21 protein-coding genes are annotated in these 22,881 nt (G+C 70.7%); 11 read left to right on the plus strand and 10 right to left on the minus strand.

Annotation, left to right across the window (positions count from 1 at the left end; translation table 11 throughout):
* Positions 1-81 precede the first annotated feature (81 nt).
* Both ACIBTS_RS07650 and ACIBTS_RS07655 read right to left on the minus strand, forming a co-directional pair.
* Positions 82-1,194, minus strand: a complete 1,113-nt coding sequence (locus ACIBTS_RS07650) for an FAD-dependent oxidoreductase (RefSeq protein WP_399317366.1) — start codon at positions 1,192-1,194, stop codon at positions 82-84.
* The gene (locus tag ACIBTS_RS07655) at positions 1,191-2,162 is read right to left on the minus strand and encodes a Clp protease N-terminal domain-containing protein (RefSeq protein WP_399317368.1); all 972 of its coding nucleotides are present in this window, start codon (positions 2,160-2,162) and stop codon (positions 1,191-1,193) included. The genes ACIBTS_RS07650 and ACIBTS_RS07655 overlap by 4 nt, the downstream gene beginning before the upstream one ends.
* A 68-nt stretch (positions 2,163-2,230) precedes the next feature.
* Between ACIBTS_RS07655 and ACIBTS_RS07660 the strand changes: the two genes are divergently transcribed.
* Positions 2,231-2,590 carry an excisionase gene (locus ACIBTS_RS07660; protein ID WP_334575910.1) on the plus strand — a complete coding sequence of 120 codons (360 nt, stop codon included), beginning with the start codon at positions 2,231-2,233 and terminating at the stop codon, positions 2,588-2,590.
* 21 nt (positions 2,591-2,611) lie between these two features.
* Here ACIBTS_RS07660 and ACIBTS_RS07665 read toward each other — a convergent pair whose 3' ends face one another.
* From ACIBTS_RS07665 to ACIBTS_RS07675, 3 genes are all read right to left on the minus strand, one after another.
* Positions 2,612-3,046 (minus strand): DUF2267 domain-containing protein, encoded by a 435-nt coding sequence (locus ACIBTS_RS07665; protein WP_399317370.1) that lies wholly within the window; start codon positions 3,044-3,046, stop codon positions 2,612-2,614.
* A 128-nt stretch (positions 3,047-3,174) separates the two neighbouring features.
* Positions 3,175-3,570 (minus strand): DUF2267 domain-containing protein, encoded by a 396-nt coding sequence (locus ACIBTS_RS07670; RefSeq protein WP_319671844.1) that lies wholly within the window; start codon positions 3,568-3,570, stop codon positions 3,175-3,177.
* 93 nt (positions 3,571-3,663) lie between these two features.
* Positions 3,664-4,098 carry an Hsp20/alpha crystallin family protein gene (locus ACIBTS_RS07675; RefSeq protein ID WP_319344802.1) on the minus strand — a complete coding sequence of 145 codons (435 nt, stop codon included), beginning with the start codon at positions 4,096-4,098 and terminating at the stop codon, positions 3,664-3,666.
* A gap of 130 nt (positions 4,099-4,228) precedes the next feature.
* On the opposite strand from ACIBTS_RS07675, the gene ACIBTS_RS07680 reads away from it, so the two are divergent.
* Positions 4,229-4,918, plus strand: coding sequence for a type III effector protein (locus ACIBTS_RS07680; protein ID WP_319671845.1), 690 nt, complete (start codon positions 4,229-4,231; stop codon positions 4,916-4,918).
* Positions 4,919-5,015: 97 nt separating this feature from the next.
* Here the strand turns inward: ACIBTS_RS07680 and ACIBTS_RS07685 are convergent, their stop codons facing one another.
* Positions 5,016-5,591, minus strand: a complete 576-nt coding sequence (locus ACIBTS_RS07685; RefSeq protein WP_319671846.1) for a DNA starvation/stationary phase protection protein — start codon at positions 5,589-5,591, stop codon at positions 5,016-5,018.
* 330 nt (positions 5,592-5,921) lie between these two features.
* Between ACIBTS_RS07685 and ACIBTS_RS07690 the strand changes: the two genes are divergently transcribed.
* From ACIBTS_RS07690 to ACIBTS_RS07715, 6 genes are all read left to right on the plus strand, one after another.
* On the plus strand, positions 5,922-7,817 hold the full coding sequence (locus ACIBTS_RS07690; RefSeq protein ID WP_399317373.1) for an amidohydrolase: 1,896 nt from the start codon (positions 5,922-5,924) through the stop codon (positions 7,815-7,817).
* Positions 7,818-7,949: 132 nt separating this feature from the next.
* Positions 7,950-8,612, plus strand: coding sequence for a hydrolase (locus ACIBTS_RS07695; protein WP_319671848.1), 663 nt, complete (start codon positions 7,950-7,952; stop codon positions 8,610-8,612).
* A 71-nt stretch (positions 8,613-8,683) separates the two neighbouring features.
* A complete protein-coding gene (locus tag ACIBTS_RS07700; RefSeq protein ID WP_319671849.1) occupies positions 8,684-9,208 on the plus strand; it encodes a DoxX family protein in 525 nt (174 codons plus the stop codon).
* Positions 9,189-9,926, plus strand: a complete 738-nt coding sequence (locus ACIBTS_RS07705; protein ID WP_399317376.1) for a YoaK family protein — start codon at positions 9,189-9,191, stop codon at positions 9,924-9,926. Before ACIBTS_RS07700 ends, ACIBTS_RS07705 begins: the two co-directional genes overlap by 20 nt.
* An 82-nt stretch (positions 9,927-10,008) precedes the next feature.
* Complete coding sequence (locus tag ACIBTS_RS07710) at positions 10,009-11,649, plus strand: MFS transporter (RefSeq protein WP_399317378.1); 1,641 nt, start codon at positions 10,009-10,011, stop codon at positions 11,647-11,649.
* Positions 11,650-11,691: 42 nt separating this feature from the next.
* The gene (locus tag ACIBTS_RS07715; protein ID WP_319344751.1) at positions 11,692-12,213 is read left to right on the plus strand and encodes a MaoC family dehydratase; all 522 of its coding nucleotides are present in this window, start codon (positions 11,692-11,694) and stop codon (positions 12,211-12,213) included.
* Positions 12,214-12,292: 79 nt separating this feature from the next.
* Here ACIBTS_RS07715 and ACIBTS_RS07720 read toward each other — a convergent pair whose 3' ends face one another.
* The gene (locus ACIBTS_RS07720) at positions 12,293-12,742 is read right to left on the minus strand and encodes a DUF5709 domain-containing protein (RefSeq protein WP_399317965.1); all 450 of its coding nucleotides are present in this window, start codon (positions 12,740-12,742) and stop codon (positions 12,293-12,295) included.
* 438 nt (positions 12,743-13,180) lie between these two features.
* Here ACIBTS_RS07720 and ACIBTS_RS07725 point away from each other — a divergent pair, with 438 nt between their 5' ends.
* The 3 genes from ACIBTS_RS07725 (at position 13,181) to ACIBTS_RS07735 (ending at position 18,214) form a co-directional block, all read left to right on the plus strand.
* On the plus strand, positions 13,181-15,976 hold the full coding sequence (locus tag ACIBTS_RS07725) for a helix-turn-helix transcriptional regulator (protein WP_399317381.1): 2,796 nt from the start codon (positions 13,181-13,183) through the stop codon (positions 15,974-15,976).
* Between the two features lie 71 nt (positions 15,977-16,047).
* A complete protein-coding gene (locus tag ACIBTS_RS07730; protein WP_399317383.1) occupies positions 16,048-17,043 on the plus strand; it encodes an alpha/beta hydrolase in 996 nt (331 codons plus the stop codon).
* A 205-nt stretch (positions 17,044-17,248) separates the two neighbouring features.
* Positions 17,249-18,214 (plus strand): AraC family transcriptional regulator, encoded by a 966-nt coding sequence (locus tag ACIBTS_RS07735; protein ID WP_399317967.1) that lies wholly within the window; start codon positions 17,249-17,251, stop codon positions 18,212-18,214.
* Between the two features lie 13 nt (positions 18,215-18,227).
* Here the strand turns inward: ACIBTS_RS07735 and ACIBTS_RS07740 are convergent, their stop codons facing one another.
* The 3 genes from ACIBTS_RS07740 to ACIBTS_RS07750 form a co-directional block, all read right to left on the minus strand.
* Positions 18,228-18,668, minus strand: coding sequence for an SsgA family sporulation/cell division regulator (locus tag ACIBTS_RS07740; RefSeq protein WP_399317385.1), 441 nt, complete (start codon positions 18,666-18,668; stop codon positions 18,228-18,230).
* Positions 18,669-18,818: 150 nt separating this feature from the next.
* Complete coding sequence (locus ACIBTS_RS07745) at positions 18,819-19,745, minus strand: helix-turn-helix domain-containing protein (RefSeq protein ID WP_399317386.1); 927 nt, start codon at positions 19,743-19,745, stop codon at positions 18,819-18,821.
* A 182-nt stretch (positions 19,746-19,927) separates the two neighbouring features.
* Entirely contained in the window at positions 19,928-22,765 is a 2,838-nt protein-coding gene (locus ACIBTS_RS07750) for an ATP-binding protein (protein ID WP_399317388.1), read from the minus strand.
* Positions 22,766-22,881: the final 116 nt, after the last annotated feature.

A 22,881-nucleotide genomic window follows, 5' to 3' on the forward strand; every position in this document is an offset into this window, starting at 1 on the left:
CAAGCCTTCCGGAATCTCCCCAATCAGGGGCTTGAACACCACAAGGTGGACGCTTCCTTGCCGGTCTTCACGTTCATGCGTTCAGCCGGGTCGGAAGAATGCGAGCATTTTCCGGGCGGCGTCCGGCGACCTCAACAATTCCTGCATGTCCGCGGACATCCGGGCGGCAGCGCTGGTGCGTTCGAACATCTCGCGTTCGTATTCCTTGACGGCGGCGGGAAAGTCGTCCGGGTGCGCGGCCAGCGCGAGCCCGAGCAGGGCGCCGTCGAGCAGCGCCATGTTGGCGCCCTCTCCCACCGGCGGCATCAGGTGCGCGGCATCGCCGAGCAGCGTGACGTCCGGCGCCGACGGCCAGGTCAGGCCGAGCGGGAGCGTGGTGATCGACCGCGGCACGACCATGTCGTCGCAGGCCGCGATCAGCGCGGTGAACCGTGGGTCCCAGCCGGGGAGCAGCTCGATGAGCCGTGCCCGGGCGGCGGCCGGGTCGTCGAACGGGATCCCGCTGGTGGCGAACCAGTCCTCGGCGGTGTTGTAGAAGCTGACGCCGATACGGACGCGGCCGTCGCCGTTGCGCTGCGCCGCCAGGGATATTCCGCCGCCGAGCACCCAGTAGGTGCCGCGCCCGACCATCTCCGCGAGGTCGGGGTGCGTGCGGTCGATGTCGGGAATGCCGACCTCGACGACGTTGTGGCCGGTATGCGCCGGGCGGGCGTCGGTGAGCAGCGCGCGGACCCGGGACTGCGCACCGTCCGCGCCGACCAGCAGGTCATACGGCGCACTGCTGCCGTCGGCGAAGCGCAGCAGGCCGTTGTCGGCGGATCTGAACGCGTGTCCCCAGCGCACCATGTCCTCGGGGAGGGAGTCCAGCAGCAGGTCGCGCAGATCGGCGCGGTCGACCTCGGGTCGGTCGAGCGGCGCGTCGTCGGGTGTGTCCTCCTGGAGCAGCAGGGTGCCGTCCGGCTCGAGGAGACGCATGTCCTGGCCTTCACCACGGGCGATCGCGTAGAACTGCTCGATCAGACCGGCCTCGCGCAGTGCCCGCTGGCCGGAGTGGATGTCGAGCATGCCGCCCTGACCGCGCGCACCGCGCGACGCCTCACGTTCGTAGACGACGGCGTCGATGCCGTTCACGTGCAGCACCCGGGCAAGAGCCAGGCCGCCCAGGCCGGCGCCGACGACGGCAAGCCGGTTCACCGGCGGAGCCGGGGTGCGAGGACCGTGCGCACGACCTTGGCCACCTTGCTCGCGGCGGATCCGTCGTCGCCTTCGGGTTCCGGTTCGAGCACGCCCTGGAGCTGCAGCAGCAGTTGGTTGGCCGACCGCCAGAGCGGGACGAACATGCCGGCGACCGGCCCGACGCCCCGGATCGGGCCGCCGCACAACTCGGTGACCTCCTTGGCGATCGTGACCGTGGTCGGGTCCCGGAGGATCAGATGCACCTCGTCGTCGACCAGCCGGATTTCCATCTTGCGCGCGGCGGCTTCCTCCGGGTTCGCGTCCGTGGTGGTCTCCGGGTCCAGTTCGTCGATCTTGGCGGCGACCGCGTCCGGGTCGACCCCGAGTTCGCGCAGCACCCGGGCCGCCATGCTGTTCTCCGCCCGCAGCATCGCCTCGAGGAGGTGATGGCTCCCGACCGGTGCGCCACCGGCCAGCGCGCCGGCGGCGGACACGGTGTCCTCGGTGGCGGGCGTGCCGGCCGGCCATGGGCCGGGCGCGACGTCCTGCGGCCCTTCCACCGATGCCAGCACCGCGGCACGGATCTTGCTGATCGGATTGATCCGCTCGGCGAGCACCTTCGTGCCGACGCCCTCACCCTCCCTGACCAGGGCGAGCAGGATGTGTTCGGTACCGACGTCGTGGTGGTGCAGCTGCTGCGCCTCGCGCAGGGCGAGTTCCAACGTCTTCGTCGCGCGCGACTCGAAGGGGATATGGCCGCTCAGCTGCCGTGTGCCGGGCGGGACCAGCGCGGCGACATCGGTCTGCGCCGCCTCCTTGTCGTACCCCAGTCGGTGCAGCACCTTCGCCGCCGTGCTGTCCGGCACGTCGAGCAGCCCCAGCAGGAGGTGCTCGGTGCCGATGTGGAGGTGCTTGAGCAGCCTCGCCTGCTCCTGGGCCGCGACGACCGCCTGGCGGGCTTTCACCGTGAACCTTTCAAATGTCATGCTTCCAGGGTCTCAACCCTGTCAATACACTGTTATTGACAGGGTCATCGTGGCGAAGGGAGGGTGTGATGGAGACACCGTCGGACTGGGAGGACCGGCTCGCGCGCTGGCGGAACGAGCTGGAGTTGTTCGAGCAGCTGGACGAGACCCCGTGGGTCACGCTGGCGAAGGCGGAGGCCGAGACCGGCGTCTCCCGCTCGGCCCTGCGGTCCTGGTACCGCAACGGCGAGATCCGGTCTCGGCTGGTGGACGGCCCGAACGGCCCGCAGCGTCTGGTCCAGTTGGACGCGGTGATCGAGCGGGCCGCCACGTCACCGCGCATTCAGCGCAGGGCGGAACGAGAAGTGAGCCTGGAAGCCCAGGTCACCCTGCTACGGCATCGGGTCGACCAGCTCGAGCTGCGGCTGGCGGCGTTGGAGCGACGGTGACCGTGTTCGCCGTACGGTGCGTCAGGCCGCCCGGGTGAGCTCGGCGCGGCCGAACAGCAGGGCGTAGCCGGAGGGGAGTTGGGCGAGGATGCGATCGAGGAGTTCCTCGCCGGCGAGGTGGGCCACGATACGCAGGACGGTACCGGTGTCCCAGCGGGTGGTGGCCGGTGTGCCGCCGGTGCGGGTCGCCAGGTCCTTGACGAAGCCCCAGCCGGTGAGGGCTTCGGTGGCGGGGATCTGGGAGGAGAGGATGACGGCGGCCTCGTGCGGCAGCCGGGCGGCGAGCTCCACGCGCTCATCGCCGGTGAGCGTGCGCCCGAAGGCGCCCAGCACGGCGCGCACGGCCTGCTCGGCCTGGGCGCGGGTGGCATAGGCGCCTTCGTAGCGCACTTGTTCCAGCATCTGCTCGAACGTCATGCCCGTGGTGGACCGGCACGGCTGCTGCTGGGGAATCATCGCTGACGGGATTGCCCTTCTCGTGTGAGGTGGCGGCGGCACCGGTGGCGAGGCCCTCGCGCCGGCCACCGGTGTCGCCCGGGGTCAGGAAAGAAGCGGGGGTGGCCGGCTGTGGGCCGGCCGTGGGGTCAGACGGGCTGGGGGTGGCCGAACAGCAGGTCGTAGCCCGCCGGGAGCTGGAGCAGGATGCTGCGGGTGAGGTCGTCGCCCGCCGCGTCCGCGGCCACGCTGAGCACGGCGCTCACGTCCCAGGCCGCGGTCTGTTCCGTGGCTCCGTCGATCCAGGCCGCGGTGGCCCGTACGAAGCGCTCGGGGGACAGCGGCTCGCGCGCCTGGAGCGGATTGAGCAGGACGAGGGCCAGATTCTCCGGCAGTCGGGCGGCCAGTTCCGCCCTCACCTCGCCCACCAGGTGCGCGCCCAGCAGCGCCAGTACCGTGCGGGCGGCCCGCTCGGCCTCCTCGGTGGTCTCGTACTCGCCGCGTTCCTTGACCTGGTCCAGGAACGTTTCCCATCGCATCACCATCGCTGCTCCCATGCCTGTGTACTGCGGCGAGCGGAGGACGGGACCGGCCCCGGGGCGGCGCCGCCCCCGTCCTCCGGTGCGGCTGGGAGGGATTCAGCCGCTGATCTCCCTGCGCGCGGATCCGCCGCCGATGGCGACCTTGCGGGGCTTGGCGCGCTCGGCGATCGGGATACGCAGGGTCAGCACACCCGCGTCGTAGTCCGCCTTGATGTGCTCGGTGTCCAGGGTGTCGGCCAGCACGACCTGGCGGGAGAAAACGCCCAGAGGCCGCTCCGACAGCTCCATCTGCACGTCGTCCGCCTTGGCGACGGGCCGCCGCTCCGCCTTGACGGTCAGCATGTTCCGCTCGACGTCGATGTCGATCGCGTCCGCGGAGACACCGGGCAGATCGAGGGCGATCACATACTCCTCGCCCTCACGGTAGGCGTCCATCGGCATCGGCGACGGCCGCGACCAGGTCCCGGTCGTGCCGAGGAGCTGCTGGGTGAGCCGGTCGAGCTCGCGGAAGGGGTCGGTGCGCATCAACATCGTCAAACACCTCCAGCGTTCAGATCAGGCACTGCTGCCAATGCGTTCACCTGCCATCGTTGTAACATGTCATCCAAGCGATGACAAGCCGGAAGTCGTCGAGACGACGACAGAGCCTGTTGGAGGCCCGATGACCAGGGACGATCAGCCGACCCGCCGCGGCGGCGGTCTCACACCGGCGTCCTTCCTCGCCGCCGCGGCGGCGCTGAACACGATCCACGAGGCCCTGCACACCGCCCGGACCACACCGGCCGGCACCGACGGCACCCTCGCCGGGTCCGACCGGAGCAACTCCGAGCAGGCACTCGCCGCACTCCTGCTGCTGCGCGAAGCGCGCGAGCAGCTCGCCGAGTGGGAACCGGGCCTGATCGAAACCGCGCGGGAGGCGGGCGCCAGCTGGGCCGACCTCGCCCAGCCCCTCGGCGTCTCCAGCCGCCAGGCCGCCGAACGCCGCTACCTGCGCGTACGCCCCGGAACGCCGGGGTCCACGGGCGAGCAGCGGGTGCGGGCCACCCGCGACCACCGCGCCGCGGACCGCACCGTCACCGCCTGGGCCCGCGCCAACGCCGGCACCCTGCGTCAGCTCGCCGGCCAGATCACGGCGCTCACCGGCCTCCCGGCCGCCGCCGACATCCCGCTGGCCGAACTCACCGCCGCCCTCGCCGACAACGACCCGGCCGCCCTCGTCGCCCCCCTGACGGACACGCACCCCTACCTGGCATCCGGCCACCCCGACCTCGCCACGCGCGTCGACGACCTCACCCGCCACACCGACCGGCTCCGCCGGCACAGCGGAGACCAGCGCCGAAACAGAACCTGAAACGGGCAGGTCACCGCCTCCCTGGGGCGGCAGGGCCAGGAGCGTCCACCTCGCTGCCGGCCGGGAACCGAAGGGGCGCGCCGCGGTTCAGGCCCGGTCAGGCACGGACCAGGGGCGTGTCGACCAAATGCTCGGCCAGGAACCACGCTTGGAGTTCGCCGGTCCGCACCACCTGTGAGACCAGCAGGTCGTTGGTGCCGTCGTCGCCCAACTCCGCTACCCGGGCCGCCGCGTCATGCGCGTCGGTCAGGATCGTCTCGTGTGCCTCCAGCAACCGCGACAGCATGGCCGGCACCTCCTCCACACCGTCCGGGGGCCGCGGGATCGACGTGATCTCGGCGACGTGCCGGGGGTCCCCCACCGCGACACCGCCCAGGGTCTGGACCCGTTCGGCGAGCGCGTCGACGAGTTCAAGCTGTTCCCCCGCATGCTTGTCCAGCACCAGGTGCAGCTGGTAGAAGGTCGCCCCGCGCATCAGCCAGTGGTGCTTCTTGTAGAGGCCGTAGAGGATCTGGGTGTCGGCCAGGGCTTTGTTGAGGCGCTGGGCGGAGTACATGCGCGCCTCGTAGGAGAGGCCGAGAGGGAACTGTTTGACGGTTCCGAACTCCTGGATGATCCCGCCCTTCTGATGCAGTAGCGGTTGGCTGCTCATGTGCTGGGAGCTGATGGTCATTGTTCCGTCTCCTGCGGTCCGGGCTCTGGTTGCGCAAAGACGCTAGGTGCGCGCGCCGCGGACCGGTTGTCCAGGAACGCATGGAGTGATGCCCGGCAGTGCACGCGGGGTGCACGGTGAGGCAAAGACCAGTGCACTGGCAGGACAGGGCAGCACATCGGTCATGCCTATCGTGATGGCGAAGCATCCTCACGCACAGGGCCTGTCCCGGTTTCTCAGGGCCCGACCAGTGTCGGTCGAATTCATTCTCGGTCGACTGAAACAGCCCTCCTCCGTCGCCGCCGGTCATGCTCGATTCGAAGTCGTCATTCCCCAAGGGGGTTTCAAGAGATGTCAGCAATGCCGGTCGGCGGGCTGGTTCCGCACGCCATCGAAGAGGGCGCGGACCTCATCGTCCGAAACGCAAAGATCCATACCGGGGACACCGGCCGCCCGCACGCGGAGGCCCTCGCCGTCCGCGACGGCGTCATCACGGTCATCGGTGACGACAAGGACGTGGCTCCCCACGTCGGCATGACCACGAAGGTGGTCGACGCGCTCGGGCGACGGGTGATCCCCGGCCTCAACGACGCCCACCTGCACGTGATCCGCGGCGGACTGAACTACGTACTGGAACTGCGCTGGGACGGCGTGCGCAGCCTGCGTCAGGGTCTGGCGATGCTGCGTGAGCAGGCCGCTCGCACCCCGAAGGGCCAGTGGGTACGGGTGGTGGGCGGCTGGTCGGCCGAGCAGTTCGCCGAACGCCGACTGCCGACCGTCGCCGAACTGAACGCCGCCGCCCCGGACACCCCGGTGTTCGTCCTGCACCTGTATCAGTCGGCCGTGCTGAACCGGGCGGCGCTCAAGGCCGCCGGCTTCACCAGGGACACGCCCGACCCCAAGGGCGGCCAGATCGTGCGCGGCCGGGACGGGGAACCGACCGGCATGCTGCTCGCCGCACCCAGCGCCCTCATCCTCTATTCGACCCTGGCCAAGGCGCCGGTACTGGAGAGCGAGGAGGACCGGAAGACCTCCACCCGGCATTTCCTGCGCGAGTTGAACAGATTCGGACTGACCTCGGCGATCGACGCCGCCGGCGGGTTCCAGAACTTCCCCGACAACTACGCCACCGTCATCGAACTGGCCAAGGCCGGACAGTTGTCGATGCGTATCGCCTATCACCTGTTTCCGCAGACCGCGGGTCAGGAAATCGACGATCTCGCCCGCTGGATCGAAATGGCCCGCCCCGAAGACGGCGACGAATGGCTGCGCCTCAATGGTGCGGGCGAGAACCTCACCTGGGCGGCGGCGGACTTCGAGAACTTCGCCCAGCCGCGTCCGGAACACACATCTGATTATGAGGTGGAGTTCGAGAAGGCGGTGCGCCTGCTCATGGAGAACGGCTGGGGATTCCGGCTGCACGCCACCTACGACGAGACGATCCGCCGCGATCTCGCGGTGTTCGAGAAGCTCGCCGCGGAAGGGCTCTTCCCGGCCGGGAACCGATGGCTGTTCGATCACGCGGAGACCGCCTCCCCGGACAGCCTCGACCGTGTCGCCGCCCTCGGCGGCGCGATGTCCGTGCAGAACCGCCTGTCCTTCCAGGGCGAGGCGTTCCTGCGGCGCTACGGCCCGGGAGCAGCCGCGGACGCCCCGCCGATCCGGGCCATGCTGGACCGCGGACTGACCGTGGGCGCCGGCACCGACGCCACCCGGGTCTCCACGTACAACCCCTGGGTCGCCCTGCACTGGCTGGTCAGCGGCCGCACCCTCGGCGATCTGGCGCTGCGCCCGCCGGCGAACCGCGTCGACCGGCAGACGGCGCTGGCGATGTTCACGCGCGCCGGCGCCGCGCTCACCGGCGAGGACGAGGTCAAGGGTGTGCTGCGGCCGGGATGTTACGCGGACCTCGCGATCCTGTCCGGGGACTACTTCGCCGTGCCGGAGCCGGACATCGCGCACATCGAGTCGCTGCTGACGGTGACCGGCGGCCGGATCGTCTACGCCGCCGCCGAGTACGAGGGACTCGACGAGGAACTTCCCCCCGTCAGCCCGGCCTGGAGCCCGGTCGCGCACTTCGGCGGCTATCAGGCGGCGTCCCGCCACGCGGCGCCTGCCGGTGCCCGTCAAGCGGAGTCGCTCGGCCAGGCCGTCGCCGAATCCGAGCAGCACCGCCAGTGGCGCATCGCACGCGGGCACGCCCCGGACGTGGCGAGCACCCCCTTCGATCCCTGCTTCGACCTCTGAACTCCCGGAAGGGGCCCGGCCCTTGAGCCGCCCCTTCCGGACCGTCGCCCACCGGCTCCGTCCGACCGGACGGTGCTGCCCACCGCACCGACAACTGTCCGTGCCACCACTCACCGAGAGAGGCTCACACTCATGGTCAACATCGCCGACGTCACCGCGTCCCCCAGCCCCGACCTGCTCACCCCGGACAACTGCGCGGTGCTTTTCATCGACCACCAGCCGCAGATGTTCTTCGGGACCGGCAGCGGCGACCGCACCGCCATCATCAACTCCACGCTGGGCCTCGCGAAGTCCGCGCGGGCGTTCGACGTGCCGGTGGTGCTGAGCACCGTGGCCGCCGAGTCCTTCTCCGGCCCGATCATGCCGCAGCTGGCAGCCGTCTTCCCCGAACAGAAGATCATCGACCGCACCACGATGAACGCCTGGGAGGATTTCGCCTTCGTCGAGGCCGTCAAGGCCACCGGCCGCAAGAAGCTCGTCATCGCCGGTCTGTGGACCGAGGTCTGTGTGGTCCTGCCGGTGCTGTCCGCCATTGCTCAGGGCTACGAGGTCTACGTGGTCACGGACGCCTCCGGCGGTGTCAGCCCGCAGGCCCACGAGCACGCGATCCAGCGCATGGTGCAGGGCGGCGCGGTCCCGGTGACCTGGGTTCAGGTCCTCCTGGAGCTGCAGCGCGACTGGGCGCGTACGGAGACGTACGCCGCCGTCGGCGACGTGGTCAAGGAGCACGGCGGCGCCTACGGCCTCGGGATGGTCTACGCGCAGGCCGTCATCGGCGCCCACGCCGCCGGCTGATCCCCCGCACGACGACAACGCCAGGAACCGGCAGCGACAAGTAGCAACGGGCAGGAACGGGCAGGAACACGATGGACGCTGGACTGTTGATCCTCCGACTGGCGGTGGGGTTGCTCATCGCCGGGCACGGGGTGCAGAAGGTGAGCTTCCGGCTCGGCGGAAACGGCCTGGCGGGCGGGACCGAGGAGTTCCGCCACGACGGGTTCCGCGGCGGCCGGCTGACCGCGCTCGTCGCGGGCGCCAGTCAGATCGGGTCCGGCCTGTTCCTGGCCGCCGGCCTGCTCACGCCCCTGGCCGCGATGGCCGCCATGGGCGTGATGACGGTCGCGGGCACCGTGAAGCGGCCCAAGGGGCTGTGGGTGCAGAACGACGGCTACGAATACCCCCTCGTCCTCGTCGTCGTCTCCGCCGCGCTGGCCCTGACCGGGCCCGGGCGGTGGTCCGTGGACCACGCGCTGGCCGTCACCCCGTGGCCGGCGTGGATCACCCTTCCCGCGATCGTGCTCGGGCCGGTGAGCGCACTGCTCACCCGCACGGTGCTGCACCGGCCGGCCGCCACAAGGGGAGAAACGCGATATGCGCACACTGCTGAATGACGTGGTCCGCACCCTCATGCCGCGCGGAGAGGAACGTCACGGTCCGCTGCCTCCCCTGCTGCTGACTCTGACGGTGGCCACCGGCCTGGTCGACGCCGTGAGCTATCTGGCGCTCGGGCACGTCTTCGTCGCCAACATGACCGGCAACGTGGTCTTCCTGGGGTTCGCCCTGGCCGGCGCCGCCGGCCTGTCCGCGCTCGCGTCCGTCGTCTCGATGGCGGCGTTCCTCGTCGGCGCACTCGCGGGGGGCAGGCTCGGCACACGGTTCACCCTGCACCGCGGGCGCCTGCTGCGTACGGCGACGGCCGTGCAGACGATCCTGGTGGCGGTCACCCTCGTGGTCGCCGCCGTGTCGGACGGCAGAGTCACCACCGGCGTCCAGTACACCCTGATCGTGTTCCTCGGGATCGCCATGGGCCTGCAGAACGCGGCCGCGCGCCGCCTGGGCGTCCCGGACCTCACCACCACCGTGCTGACCCTGACCCTGACCGGGCTGGCCGCGGACTCCACCGCGGCCGGCGGCGCGGCGCCGCGGCCCGGCCGCCGGATCCTGTCCGTACTGGCCATGTTCCTCGGTGCGTTCGCCGGCGCCGAACTCCTCCTGCACGGCCACCTCCTTCTCACCCTGGGTCTCGCTCTGCTGCTCCTCGCGGTGACCTCCGTGACCACCCATCTCCTGTCCACCGACGACGCCGCCTGGGCCCGACCACAGCCCTGAGGCATCCAGAGCGCCGGCGCGGGCCCGAGGAAGGGGGAACCACCCGGGACGCCGCACGACTCCTGTAAAGGCAGGGACCAGCATGAGCTTCGCACCCTCACCACCAGAGTCCTCCAAGCCGGACTCGCCCTGGGCACCGCTCGCGGCGGGCGTCTTCCGGGCGCTGTGGATCGCCCAGTTGGTGTCCAACATCGGCAGCTGGATGCAGATGGTGGGAGCCCAGTGGCTGCTGATCGGGGACAACGCGGCTCTGGTGACTCTCGTACAGACCGCCTCCAGCCTTCCCATCGTGCTGCTCGCCCTGCCCTCCGGTGTCGTCGCCGACCGCTTCGACCGTCGTACGGTGCTGCTGGCCGCCCAGTTCGCGATGCTCACGGTCTCCTGCGTCCTGACGGCACTGGCGTTCACGGACGCGCTCACCCCCGTTCCGCTGCTCGCGCTCACCTTCCTGCTGGGCTGCGGCACCGCGCTGATGGGCCCGGCCTGGCAGGCGATCCAGCCGGAACTGGTGGAACGCCGCCGGCTCCCCCAGGCGGCCGCGCTGGGCGCCGTCAACATGAACCTGGCCCGTGCCGTGGGACCCGCGCTCGGCGGCGTGGTGGTCGCGGCGGCGGGCGCGGGGTGGGTCTTCGCCTTCAACGCCGCCTCCTACCTCGGCATCGCGGCCGTCCTCATGCTGTGGCGGCGGCCCGCGACGGCCTGGCCCGCCGCAGGGGACGAGAAGCTGCTGGCCGCGCTGTACGCCGGTCGCCGCTATGTGTGGCATGCGCCGGGCGTCCGCCGAGTCCTCCTGCGCACGCTCCTGTTCATTCCCGGCGGCGCCGCCCTGTGGTCACTGCTGCCGGTGATCGCGAGCCGCTCCCTCGGCCTCGGCTCGGACGGATACGGGCTGCTGCTGGGAGCGGTCGGCGTGGGCGCCGTGGCGGGCGCGTTCGTCCTGCCGCGGCTGCGTCGGGTCCTCGGCGCCAACGGCATTCTCGTCGCCGGCGCCCTGGTCTTCGCCTGCGTTCTGGCGGTGCCGGCCACGGTCCGGATCCCGTGGCTGGTGGCGGTCGTGCTGCTGCCCGCCGGTCTCGCCTGGATCGGCGTCCTGTCCACCCTCAACGCGGCCGTGCAGACCCGGCTTCCGGGCTGGGTCAGGGCCCGCGGACTCGGCGTCTATCTCCTGGTCTTCCAGGGCGGACAGGCCCTGACGGCACCGCTGTGGGGTGCCCTGGCCGTCTGGCTGGGGCTTCCTGCCTCCCTGCTCGTCGGCAGCGCCCTGATGCTGGTCAGCGCGGTCAGCGTGCGCCGCTGGCCGCTGCATGACGCCGCCCACATCGACCCCTCGCCGTCCGACCACTGGCCCGTTCCCCCGCTGGTGTTCGAGCCCGGCCCGGCCGACGGCCCGGTGCTGGTCTCCGTCGCCTACCGGGTCGCCCCCGAGAACCACGCTGCCTTCACCGGGCGCATGGAGCAGGTCGCCCGTTCACGACGGCGCACGGGCGCCTTCACCTGGGGTCTCTACCAGGACGGCAACGATCCGGCACAGTTCATCGAGAACTACCTGGTCGCCTCGTGGTCGGAGCATCTGGCCCAGCATCACACCCGGCTCACCGCCACCGACCGCCACTACGAGGAGCAGGCTCGCCTTCTCCTCGTCCCGGGCACCGCGCCGCAGGTGACCCACGCCTTCGACGCCGCGTCGGGGCCCGTCATACCGGACGCGGCAAGGTCCAGGTGACCCGGGGACCCCAGCGTGCGCCCCCCAAGGAAGGAATCCACGATGGCGAAGAACGACGAGTCCGACGCGACGGTCCTGACCGACTCCGACGATTTCGACCCCGAATCGTTCCTGGTGGTCCCTGCCAGGACCTTCGACGACCTCGAAGTCGGAGAGGTGTTCCGCGCCCCCAGCCGTACGCTGACCGAAGCCCACGCGGCAGCCTTCCAGACGGTCTCGGCGGACAACCACCCGGTGCACTACGACGCCGTCTTCGCTCGCAGGCACGGCCATACGGCTCCGGTGGTGCACGGACTGCAGGTGCTGGCCTTCACCGCGCCGGGCGCCACCCTGTTCCCGCACTTCATCGGCGAGGTCTTCATCAGTTTCCTGGAGCTGTCGGCCAGCTTCCTCGGTGAGGTCCACACCGGCGACACGCTCTACCCGGCCCTGACCATCACGGACCTCGTTCCACAGGACGGCAGCGGCGTGGTGGTCACGGCGGCCACCATCCACAACCAGCGCGGAGAGCTCGTCCTTTCCGGACAGCACAAGTATCTGCTGCGCCGCACCAGTTCGACCTGAGAGCCTGGTCCCCGCGGGACGCGGGACGAGGGCCCGGTTTCCGCGGGCACCGGGCCCTCGTCCTGCGCTCGCCGTCCCCTCAGTAGGGCTCGGATTCGGGGATCACATGCATCGCGGCCTCCTCGGCCGACGCACCGGCACCGTCCAGACCGACGTCGTAGGCGACCATGTCGTACTCGGTGTTCTCATGGCTGCCCTCGTCCGGCGCGATCAGCCGGCCCGCGCGCTCGTCTCCGACCTCGTCGTCGACAAGCTCGCCGTCCGTGTCCCAGGTGTCCCCGATGCCGTCGCCCGCCGGTACCCCGACGTCCGGCAGCTCCTCGGAAAGACGTTCGTCCAGGCTCTCGCCCCACCGCTGCTCCGACGCCGTGACACCGGTGTGCTCCACACCCCAGGGCCGCTCCGGGGGCGAGTAGCCCTCGTCCAGGGCCTCATCGCCGCCCCGGTAGTCCAGGGTGTCCGACGCGTCGAGCAGCCCGGCGTCATCCTGCACCTCGGAACCGTCCGGCTGGTAGACGTCGTCACCCATCGCTTCGTCAGCCACTTGCGCTCCCTAGTTGTCCGGGGGCCCGAGAGCTGGGGTCAGCCGCCCCCACCAGGCCCGTCCACCGCACCGCGCCATTGCGGCGAAGACGGTGAGAGCCACCAGTGTCCCGCCCTGGGTCCCTCGCCACCCCACCCGAAGCGGGAACCGTGCACTCCTGAGCAAGCGGTGGGCGCGCGGAGGACGCCGCCCGCCGGGTGGCGTTTCCGGCCGGACCAGCACCGCCCGGCACTCCACGGGACCGCCCGGCATGACAACGCGGCAGGCCGGCACACGATCGCCTCCCACGCGGGCAATCTCTGTCCCAAACGGTCATCGACCCGTACAGTTCGGTCGTGTTCGCCCTTAAGAACGTTTCCGCTTCCCGGGAACACTTCGGCGTCCCCCGAAGGCTCTCCTCCGTCGCCGTGACCGAGGTGCGCCGTGGGGGCTAGACGAGGCACCACCCATCGCTCCATACCGCCCGTCGAGCTGGTGGGCCGGCAGGCGGAGACCGCTCAGATCCTTGACATGTTCGAGGAGAAGCGCGGCGAACCACGGACGCTGCTCCTGCTCGGCGAGGCCGGCACGGGCAAGTCGAGACTGCTGGCGGTCGCCGTCGACCACGCACGCGACCGCGGAACACTGGTGCTGGCCTCCCGGGGCAGCGAGGCGGAGTCGCGGCAGTCCTTCGCATCCCTGCACCAGCTGCTTCTCCCCCTCCTGCCCGATGTCAGCCTGCTCTCCGACCATCTTCGAGGGGCGCTGGAGACCGCGTTCGGCATCGCTCCCGCCGTGGGACCGCCCGACCCGATGCCGTTGCGCATGGCGGTCCTGACACTGCTGACCGAGGTCTCCCGTCGGCAGCGCATCCTGCTGGCCGTCGATGACGTCCAGCACTTCGATCGCGACTCCCTCGATGTGCTGGGCTTCGTGATGCGCCGGATCGCGGCGGAGACCGTGCCGGTGCTGCTGACGGCACGGGGGCAGACGCCCCCGGACGGGGTCCCGGTGGATCTGGGCACTCTGCTGTTGGGGCCGCTGAGCGAGCAGGCGGCGGCCGAGCTCGTGGACGCCCAGCCGCACTCGCCGACCGGCCGGACGCGGTACGAGCTGTTGCGGCAGGCGCAGGGAAATCCGCTGGCCGTCATCGAGCTGTGCCGCGCCGCCGGAAGGGGCGGCGCCAGAGCACTGCCCGGCGGTGGGCTGCCGCAGACGGAGCGCATCCAGGAGTTGTACGCCGCCCGCCTGCGTAGCCTCCCGGACATGACCCAGCGGCTCATCGTGTACGCCGCGGCGTCGGAGTACGAAGACCTCGCCACGATCATGGTTGCGGCCGGGGCGGAGCCGGATCTCGGCGCGTGGGCTTCGGCCGAGGAGGCCGGCCTGGTGACCGTCGTGGACGGACGGGTGGTCTTCCGGCACCCGCTGGCCCGCGCGGGTTCCTATCACGCGGCCCCGGCCCACCTCCGGCAGCAGGCCCACCGGGACCTGGCGGCTGCTCTCACGGCCGATCCGGCGCGCCGGGCCTGGCACCTGGCCGCCGCCTGCCTCGGTCAGGACGAGTCCGTGGCGGCGGCTCTGGAGGACACCGCCGAGCTCGCCGAGAAGCGTGGCGGCATCTTCGCGGCGGCACAGGCGCTGGAACGGTCGGCGGAGTGCAGCCCCGCGCCGGCCGACCGGGCGCGTCGGTACGCCAAAGCGCTGAGAGCCGCCAACAGTGCCGGCGACCCTTCGTGGGTACGCGAGCTGTACAACAAGGTCACCGCGCTGACCGAGGACCGGGACCTGCTGAGTCTGTCGGCGTGCGGCGCGGGCATGGCCCTGTCGCTGCTCGGCCACCAGCGGCAGGCGTTCCAGGTGTTGACGAGCCGGCTGGAGCCGAAGCAGCCCGCGGACAGCACGGCGGTGCTGGCCCTGGTCTCCGTGCTGGGGGCGGTCGCGTTCCAGTCGGGCCTGCCGGAGATGAGGCGTCCGATCGCCCCTCTCCTGAAGGGGATCGAGGCCGGGAACCGCGACACGCTCTACGCCGAACTGACGACGGCCGATGCCTCCGCCGCGGTACGGGCCGTGACCCTGGCGTCGGCCGACCCGGCCGACGCCCCCCGGCTGCTGGATCGTATACGCCGACGGCCGAGCGCCTCGGAGCCGGCGACCGGGGCCGCGGAACTGACCCATCTGCTCGCGCTCGGCGGCGTCGCCTGGTGGGCCGACGAGTCCGACCTGTCCGTGGAGTCCTTTCGGCAGGCGTACGCCATGCTCGCCGCGTACGGCTCCCTGGGCCCTGCCGCGACCAGCTTCGCGGCGATGGGCTCGGCGCTCATCGACACCGGGCGGTGGACGGAGGCCGACGAGCTTCTGGAGATGACCGCGACGCTGGCGGCCGTCCACAAGTTGAGGCATCTGGAGATCGACGCCGAGGCGCTGCGGACGACCCTGCGAGCCCTGCGCGGTCAGGCCGTCGGCACACACTCGGACCCTGCCTGGACCGCGGTCGGCCTGGAGGAGAACCGCGCCACGCACGCTCGTCTGCTCAGGGCCGCCGGCACGGCCGCCGCGGCGGTCGGCGACTTCGACGGCGCGTTCCGGCACTTTCGGTCGCTGTTCGGTGCCGACGGTGCTCCTGTGCACTACTTCCTGTCCCGCCACTCGGTCGCCGACCTCGCCGCTGCCGCCCAGCGGGCGGGCCGGCAGGAGGAGGCGGCGCGCATCACCGAGGTCGTGCGAACCGCGATGGGACCGCGGCCGACGACCCGGATGACTCTGCTGCTGCACCACTCCGCCGCGCTGAGCTGCGAGCCGAAGGAGGCCGAGCACCACTTCCGGCTCGCCACGGTCAACCCGGCGGGCGACCGGTGGCCTTTGGCCCGGGCGCAGGCAAGGCTCCACTACGCGCGATGGCTGCGCAGGCGGCGCCGCCCCCTGGACGCCCGCCCGCTTCTGGTCACGGCGCTGGAGTCGTTCACCCGGCTCGGCGCGGCCGGCCTGGCCGAGGAGGCGCGGGTGGAGCTGCGGGCCAGCGGCGTGGCCACCTCACCCGCCAAGGCCGACCCACTGGCGGAGTTGACCGCCCAGCAGCGCCAGATCGTCCGGCTGGCGGCACAGGGGCTGCGCAACCGGGAGATCGCCGATCAGCTCATGCTGTCGCCTCGCACGGTCAGATCCCACCTCTACAACGTGTATCCGAAGCTCGGTGTCAGCAGCCGCAACCAACTTCGCGGTCTTTTCGACGATCTGTGATCCCATGGTGGGACGCGTGGTAGCGCTCCCAGCGAACGGCCGATCGTTTCGATGGAAGGAACCTGAGCAGTTTGAGCCGCGAACCCGGTGTGGGCCCAGGCGGGCCGGACCGTTCCCCCGTCGTCCTCGATCCCCTCGTGCAACGGCTCGTCGACGCCTCCGCAGCACCGCCCTACCTGCACCAGTTGGGCCCGGTCGACGGACGCCAGGCGCTGCTGGAGATGCAGGGCCACACCTTCGACGACCTCGGCGTGGACGCCGAGTTCAGAGTGGCACCGGTGGGACCTTCCGGGCTCGTCGGATTCTGGATCTTCCGGCCCAGGGAGCCGGCCGGTCCCCTTCCCGTGGTCGTGTACCTGCACGGCGGCCGGTGGATGCTGGGTGACGCCCAAACCCACGCGGGGATGGTCAGGAAGCTGGCGGCCGCCAGTGCCTCCGCCTTCGTGGTGCCCGAGTACACCCGCACTCCCGAGGCGCGTTATCCGGTGGCGCTGGAGGAGTCGTACGCGGTACTGACATGGGTGGTCGAGCAGGCCGCCGAGCTGGTCCTGAACGATCGGAGGCTGGCGGTGGCCGGCGACTGCGCCGGCGCGACCATGGCGGCGGCTCTCACCATGATGGTCAAGCAGCGCGGCGGCCCCCGCATCCGCGCCCAGTTGCTCTACTACCCGATGACCGACCCGCATTACGACACTCCCTCGCGGGAGCAGTTCGCATCCGGTTTCCTCCTGACGCGCTCGGCTCTGGAGTGGCACTGGCGGCAGTACACCGACGACGAGTACGAACTCGCCGAGCCCACGGCCTCACCGCTGCGGGCCACTACGGCGGACCTCGCAGGCCTGCCTCCTGCCCTGGTCGTGACGGCGGAGGCGGACGTCGTGCGGGACGAGGGGGAGCAGTACGCCCGCCGGCTGCGGCAGGCGGGCGTCGCCGTGACCGCCGTCCGCTACCTGGGGACGGTGCACGACTTCGCTTCCCTGAGCCCTTTGCAGGACAGCCCACCCACGGTGGCCGCGATCAGGCAGGGGGGCGGCTACCTGAGAGACGCGCTGGCCGACCGGCGCTGACGGAGGAACACGAACCTGTGTGCACTGCCGCCCAGATCGACCGTTAATTTACTGATGCCTGCGGGACAGGCCGCTTGCAGGATGAGGACGTGAGGCCGCCTACGGCGGCAGGTCATGTACACGCAAGAGGCGCCAGGCACGTTCACCGTCAAGCCGGACGGCCGTCGAGGAGGTCTACGCCGTGTACGGCACGGTTGGAGTTGCCATGGCCCAGTCGGCGACGTCCCACACGTCGAGGACCACCGCGGAGCACATACTGACTCTCTCTCCGCTCCACGGCTCCGAAGACGGTCACAGCCTCTCCCAGACGTCGGAAACGGGAGATTCCGACTTCCTGGATCTTGGAATGCAGGTACGCGGATGCGCTGTGATCTCCCATCACGGAACGGACGTGCTGCTGAAGCCGGGCGACTTCGTCTTCTGCGACTCGGACCGGCTTGGTTTCTCGCGCCTCGACGACGACTGCCAGGTGACGGTCTTCCGTATACCTCGGCGCTCCCTGGGAGTTTCGGAGTCGGACCTGCGCCGTCTCGCCGGTGTGACCGTACGGGGCGGGGAGGGCGTGGGCGCAATGGTGTCGATCTTCCTGTCCGCACTCGCCACCGGGACGGAGTTCCACAGGTCGAAGATCGGCGACCAGCTCATCCGCAGTGCCTTGGACCTCATCGCCGCACTCGTCACGGAACTCCTCGCCAAGGAGAGCCGACCGGCGACATCCAACGCGTCGAACGTCGGCGAGGAGATGCTGGCCCGGATCAGGGAGTTCATCGAGGTACATCTGACGGATCCCGACCTGTCACCCCAGTCGATCGCGCTCGCGCACCACATTTCCGTCCGTTATCTGCACAAGCTCTTCCAGAGCCACGGCACCACGGTCAGCCGGTGGGTGCGGCAGCGAAGGCTCGACGTCAGTCGGCAAGAGCTGGGCCGGACAACGCACCAGAGACCGACCATGGCGGCTGTGGCGCGCCAGGCGGGTTTCGTCAGCCCGTCGCATTTCAGCCGGGCGTTCCGCGACGCCCATGGCATGACCCCCAGCGAATGGCAGGCATGCACGTGGTCGGTACTGGAATCCCCGGCGGGGATCTTGCCCGTTGCCGACGCGCCGCCGGCGAGCCCCGCCGGCGGCGCGTCGACGTCCGTCAGGTTGACAGCCAGGACGGCGGGCTGACGGAGCCGACCTGTCACTCGCTTCCCGCCATGAGTTCGGCCACGACGCGGTCCAGGTCGATGTGGAGCCCCTCCGTGCCCGGTCGCACCAGCATGTCGGTCCTCTTCAAGAACGCGACGACCGACGTGGTCGCGATGTCCAGCACGGCGATGCCGACCCTGGACCTGAGGACTATGCGCACCGAGTGCCGATGGCAGTGGTGCGGAGGTGTCACCAGGACGTCTCCGGCACCCGCCGGTCGGCGTAGTCCCTCCGACAGGAGGCTGCGCGCGAACACCCAGTCGACCGTGCCGGTCGACGTCCCCCCGAGGGAGAGGCACACGGCATAGGGGTCTGCGCTGTCGTAGCGCAGTTCGGCGGGCAGTGATACCGGCGGTTCGTCCGCGACGATCACGTGCGTCACCACCTCATGGGCGACCCGGGTCCCGTCGGCGCTGGAAAACGGCTGTGTCATGTCTTACCCCGATCGGCAGCTTCTTGGGGGGCAGCGTCTACGCAATTGACCCTAAAACCGCCGATTGAAGCAGCTAGCCGAAGAACGTACGAAGTCTTGTCCGAGAGAGCACCGGGCGCGGACTTCCTTCGCGGGCCCTAAGGAGCGCGATTACGGCCGGGAGGCCTCACGCCACTCGCTGGGGGACATCCCGTAGGCGGCCCGGAACACCCGGCTGAAGTGGGCGGCATTGGTGAAACCCCACCGGTGCGCCACCGCGACAATGGTGCGATGCGCGGCCTCGCGGTGAATCAGATCCCGTCGGCACGCCTCCAGACGACGGCTCTGGATCCAGCGGCTGACCGTGGTCTGCTCGCCCTCGAAGACCTTGTGCAGGTAGCGCACGGAGATGTGGTGGGCCCGGGCGATGACCTCCGGGGTCAGGTCCGGATCGGCCAGGTGCCGGCCGATGAACGCCCGGATCCGCAGCAGCAGCACCGCATCGCCGCTCGGTGTCCCCTCGGAGTCCCTCCCGAGTTGTTCGTCGGCCAGGACGGTCAGCAGATCCACCACCGTGCGGGCGAGCAACTCCCCGGTGCGCGGCCGGAACGGTTCCGCGGTGTCCGCAAACCGGGACAACAGGGTCGACAGCAGTCCGCCGAGCGCCGTCTCGGAGCGAAGGGGACATGCCGTTATCCGCCGCAGCTCCGATTCGCTCAGACCGAGGACCTGCCGTGGCACGACGAGGGACTTCGTCTGGTACTGATGGGGGAAATCCATCCAGAGCGGACGCGACAGGTCGCAGAAGGTGAACTCTCCGGGACTCAGGTACACCTCGCGGGCATCCTGCTCGATTCTGGCGGCGCCCCTTCCCAAGAGGTTGACGACCACATACTCCTCATTGCCGCCCTGTGCGATCAGCCGCTGAGTGCGCCACGCCCGCATGGGACCGCCGTCCGCCGTGGCGAGCTGCAGACGACCCATGGGGAACGTCCGGATGGCTCCCGAGCAGACCTCGTCCGGGACGGCCACGTCAGCTGCGGCGAATGTCTGGGACAGAGCTTCGCGCCAGTACGCCCGTCTCTGACGGACAGGCATCGAATCCGTGGTGAGGAGGCTGCCCACGCGATGGTCTTCGTCAGGCGGAGAGGTGACCGTCGTCATGGTTCCCGCCCTCCTTTCAAGGTTTCAAGCACCTATCACCATCGTGGCGGCCCGCCCACACCCCCACATCCCACGGTTCGCCAAGTGAAGGGAAACCGTCGTGTGATACGAAGCGGTCACTCTCCGCTGTCGCGGGCTGCCACCAGCTGGGCCAGTTCCACGCGCGAGGTGATGTTGAGCTTGGTGAAGGAGCGGCGCAGGTGCGAGCTCACCGTGTGCGGTGAGAGGGAGAGACGCTCCGCGACCTGCCGGTTCGTCAGTCCCTGCGCGACGAGCCGCACCACGCCGGCTTCCGAGACGGTCAGCTCCGGCCACCCCTTCACGGATCCCGCGGACGTCGTGCGCCGGACGCCCATGGCCCGCAGACGGCGGCGGACACGTGCGGCGTCCCACTCGGCACCCGCCTCCGTGTAGAGGGCGAGGGCCGAATCGAGGTGGGGCACGCCTTCGGACGTGCGGGTGACGGCCAGCTTGCGTCCGGCGTCCTCCAGCGCTGACGCCCGTGCCAGCAGCCGGGGGCAGTCGTCGTACAGCCGGACCGCGCGCAGCAGGTGAGCGAGATCGTTGTCGAGCAGTCCCCGGGCGTGCGCGGCCGCGGCCGCCAGGATCGTGAACCCGGGGTTGCGCGTGGCCCGTCGCTCCGCCACGGAGACCGCCAGCTCGGCACGTTCGCGCGCTCCGGCGCGCAGCGCCATACGGACGAAGACGGGCGCGTCGGCGGGATCGTCCGGACTGGCCAGGGAGGGCCTCTCCTCGGCGAGCGCCACCGCCGCTTCGTCGAGTACCGCCATGGCGTCGGCGGGGCGGCCCTCGAAGTCCGCCAGCAGTGCGGCCATCCACGAGCCCACGTTGCGGACGAGCGGCGCCCCGTCGCTCAGCATCCGCCTCCCCTGCGCGACATGGGCGCGGGCGGCGTCCAGGTCGTTCGTGTGGAGGGCGACACGCACCAACGTGTACAGCAGTGTCGCGTCGGCGAAGTTGCCCATGCCCAGCTCGTCGACCATGGCCGAGGCGCCTTCCGCCTCGGCCCGGGCGTCGGCCAGCCTCCCCGCGTCCAGGAGGGTGCGCGAGCGGTTCATGAGCCACAGGAGCATGGCCGCGGCCTGCCCCTGCTGCCGGGTCTCCCGGACGCCGGCCGCGGACGCCGCGAGCGCTTCAGCGGACCGCCCCGCCGCGTTCAGCAGGAAAGTCGTCCACAGTGCCTCCGGCACCCACAGGGAGTGCGCGATCCCGAGATCGGCGGCCAAGGCCGCGGCCCGGTCCGCCAGCCGGAACGACTCGCTCCAGTCCATCCGGTAGAAGAGCACGACCGAGTCGACGGCGATCGCGGTGGCCTCGGCGACCCGGTCCCCCGCCTGCGCGGCGGCCTCCAGCGCCTCGGTCACCGCGTCGGCGGTCGCCTCCATGTCGCCCACCATGGACAGGTTGAGGCACAGCAGCGCCAACAGCTGGGCCCGCAGCGTTGCCGGGATGCCGGGCAGCGCAGCGCCGGTACGGGCCTGCCGGACGGCCTCCGTGAAGTCGTACTGGCTGGACATGCGGGCCAGATTGAGCCGCACCTGTGCTTCGTCCTGCGGCCGCATGCTGCCGGGCAGCGTCGCGGCACCGAGCGCGCGGGCTCGTGCGGCCTGCCCCGTCTGCCACAGAAGGAGGATGGTCTCGGCGACGATCGCCGAGCGTTCCGGGGCCCGGTCGGCGGTGAGTTCCAGGGCCCGGCCGCTGAGTTCCGCCGCCGAAGAAGGCGCGGTGGCCGCGAGTTCCGCCGCGGCGCCTCGCAGTAGTTCGACGGCCGCGTGGTCGCCGAAGTCCGCGCTGTCGGCCAGCAGCGTGGCGGTTTCGAGTACCGGGGCACCGCGCGCCAGCAACACGTCGGCGGCATGGCGCCGCAGCGCCCGGCGTACGGAGGCGGGGAGGCTGCCGTCGACGGCCTCGCGGATCAGGTCGTGGCGGAACCGCAGGTGGCTGTCCTGCTCGACGAGCAGGTCGGAGTCGAGGGATTCCCGCACGGGCGCGATCAGGGTGGCCGCCGGTCTGCCCGTCAGCTCGGCCAGCAGATCGATGGGGACGGTGCGGCCCACCGCCGAGGCGGCCTGCACGACCTCGCGGGCGGGCTCGGAGAGCTGGTCGAGACGCCGCTGGACGGAGGAGCGCAGGCGCTCGGGGATCAGGCCACGCGCCAACCGTGCCACCTGGTTCTCGATGATCACCGAATCCTCGTCGCGGAGCCCGCCGAGCAGTTCCACCAGCAGCAGCGGCATGCCCTCCGCCCGGCGGGCGGCCCTCATGACGGCCGGATCGGGCGCTGCTCCCAGGACGTCCTCGGCGATTCTCGCGACCGCATCGTCGGTGAGCGGGCCGAGGCGCAGCTCGTGCGCGCCGGCCTGCTGAAGTCGGTCGAGTGTCACTCGCACCGACGGGGTCCCGGTCCCGCTGCGAACGGCCACCACCCACAGGATCGCGTGCGACGAAAGCCTGGCCGAGAGGGTTCGCAGGGCAAGAAGGGTCAGGTCGTCGCACCATTGCACGTCGTCGAGGACTATCAGCAGCGGTGTATCAAGGGCCGTCTGCTCCAGTCGGTCCTGCAGTTCCTGAAGCAGCCAGAACCGCTGGTCGGGCGCCGCGGAGAGCTCTCGCACCGTCGCCGCGTCGAGCAGCGGTTCGACTCCCGACAGCAGACCGTCCAGCAGCGGACCGAGCGGCACGAAGTGTTCGTCGGGATCCGCGCCTCCCCGGAACGCCCGGATGCCCCGCCGCACCGCGGCGGCGTACCCCTCCGCCAGGAGCCGGGTCTTGCCACTGCCCGGCGCACCCTCGACACACACGATCCCGCCGTGGCCGCGGGAAAGGACGTCGAGTCGGGCGCCGATGAACGCCAGCTCGTCGTCCCGGCCGCGCACCGGCACCTGCACGGCACCCGTGCTGCCCGTCGGGTGTTGCTTCGTAAACCGGTCCACGTGCCATCCCGAAAAGCCGTGGCCGCACAGAATGCGGCTGTCGCGGGCGTGCGATGCACTGAATCTGCACGAAGCATGCCACGTTTCAGCCAGACGGGGGGTTTGGGCGCCGAGGT

The organism is Streptomyces sp. NPDC050121 (assembly GCF_044460385.1).
Classification (GTDB): Bacteria; Actinomycetota; Actinomycetes; order Streptomycetales; family Streptomycetaceae; genus Streptomyces; species Streptomyces soliscabiei.

What these genes read in the sequence shown, in the direction of transcription:
- ACIBTS_RS07660 (WP_334575910.1), top strand. Translation starts at nt 2,231, where the DNA reads ATGGAGACACCGTCGGACTGGGAGGACCGGCTCGCGCGCTGGCGGAAC.
- ACIBTS_RS07715 (WP_319344751.1), top strand. Translation starts at nt 11,692, where the DNA reads ATGGCGAAGAACGACGAGTCCGACGCGACGGTCCTGACCGACTCCGAC.
- ACIBTS_RS07695 (WP_319671848.1), top strand. Translation starts at nt 7,950, where the DNA reads ATGGTCAACATCGCCGACGTCACCGCGTCCCCCAGCCCCGACCTGCTC.
- ACIBTS_RS07745 (WP_399317386.1), bottom strand. Translation starts at nt 19,745, where the DNA reads ATGCCTGTCCGTCAGAGACGGGCGTACTGGCGCGAAGCTCTGTCCCAG.
- ACIBTS_RS07670 (WP_319671844.1), bottom strand. Translation starts at nt 3,570, where the DNA reads ATGGTGATGCGATGGGAAACGTTCCTGGACCAGGTCAAGGAACGCGGC.
- ACIBTS_RS07665 (WP_399317370.1), bottom strand. Translation starts at nt 3,046, where the DNA reads ATGATTCCCCAGCAGCAGCCGTGCCGGTCCACCACGGGCATGACGTTC.
- ACIBTS_RS07710 (WP_399317378.1), top strand. Translation starts at nt 10,009, where the DNA reads ATGAGCTTCGCACCCTCACCACCAGAGTCCTCCAAGCCGGACTCGCCC.
- ACIBTS_RS07720 (WP_399317965.1), bottom strand. Translation starts at nt 12,742, where the DNA reads ATGGGTGACGACGTCTACCAGCCGGACGGTTCCGAGGTGCAGGATGAC.
- ACIBTS_RS07655 (WP_399317368.1), bottom strand. Translation starts at nt 2,162, where the DNA reads ATGACATTTGAAAGGTTCACGGTGAAAGCCCGCCAGGCGGTCGTCGCG.
- ACIBTS_RS07680 (WP_319671845.1), top strand. Translation starts at nt 4,229, where the DNA reads ATGACCAGGGACGATCAGCCGACCCGCCGCGGCGGCGGTCTCACACCG.
- ACIBTS_RS07740 (WP_399317385.1), bottom strand. Translation starts at nt 18,668, where the DNA reads ATGACACAGCCGTTTTCCAGCGCCGACGGGACCCGGGTCGCCCATGAG.
- ACIBTS_RS07735 (WP_399317967.1), top strand. Translation starts at nt 17,249, where the DNA reads ATGGCCCAGTCGGCGACGTCCCACACGTCGAGGACCACCGCGGAGCAC.
- ACIBTS_RS07705 (WP_399317376.1), top strand. Translation starts at nt 9,189, where the DNA reads ATGCGCACACTGCTGAATGACGTGGTCCGCACCCTCATGCCGCGCGGA.
- ACIBTS_RS07700 (WP_319671849.1), top strand. Translation starts at nt 8,684, where the DNA reads ATGGACGCTGGACTGTTGATCCTCCGACTGGCGGTGGGGTTGCTCATC.
- ACIBTS_RS07675 (WP_319344802.1), bottom strand. Translation starts at nt 4,098, where the DNA reads ATGTTGATGCGCACCGACCCCTTCCGCGAGCTCGACCGGCTCACCCAG.
- ACIBTS_RS07690 (WP_399317373.1), top strand. Translation starts at nt 5,922, where the DNA reads ATGTCAGCAATGCCGGTCGGCGGGCTGGTTCCGCACGCCATCGAAGAG.
- ACIBTS_RS07685 (WP_319671846.1), bottom strand. Translation starts at nt 5,591, where the DNA reads ATGACCATCAGCTCCCAGCACATGAGCAGCCAACCGCTACTGCATCAG.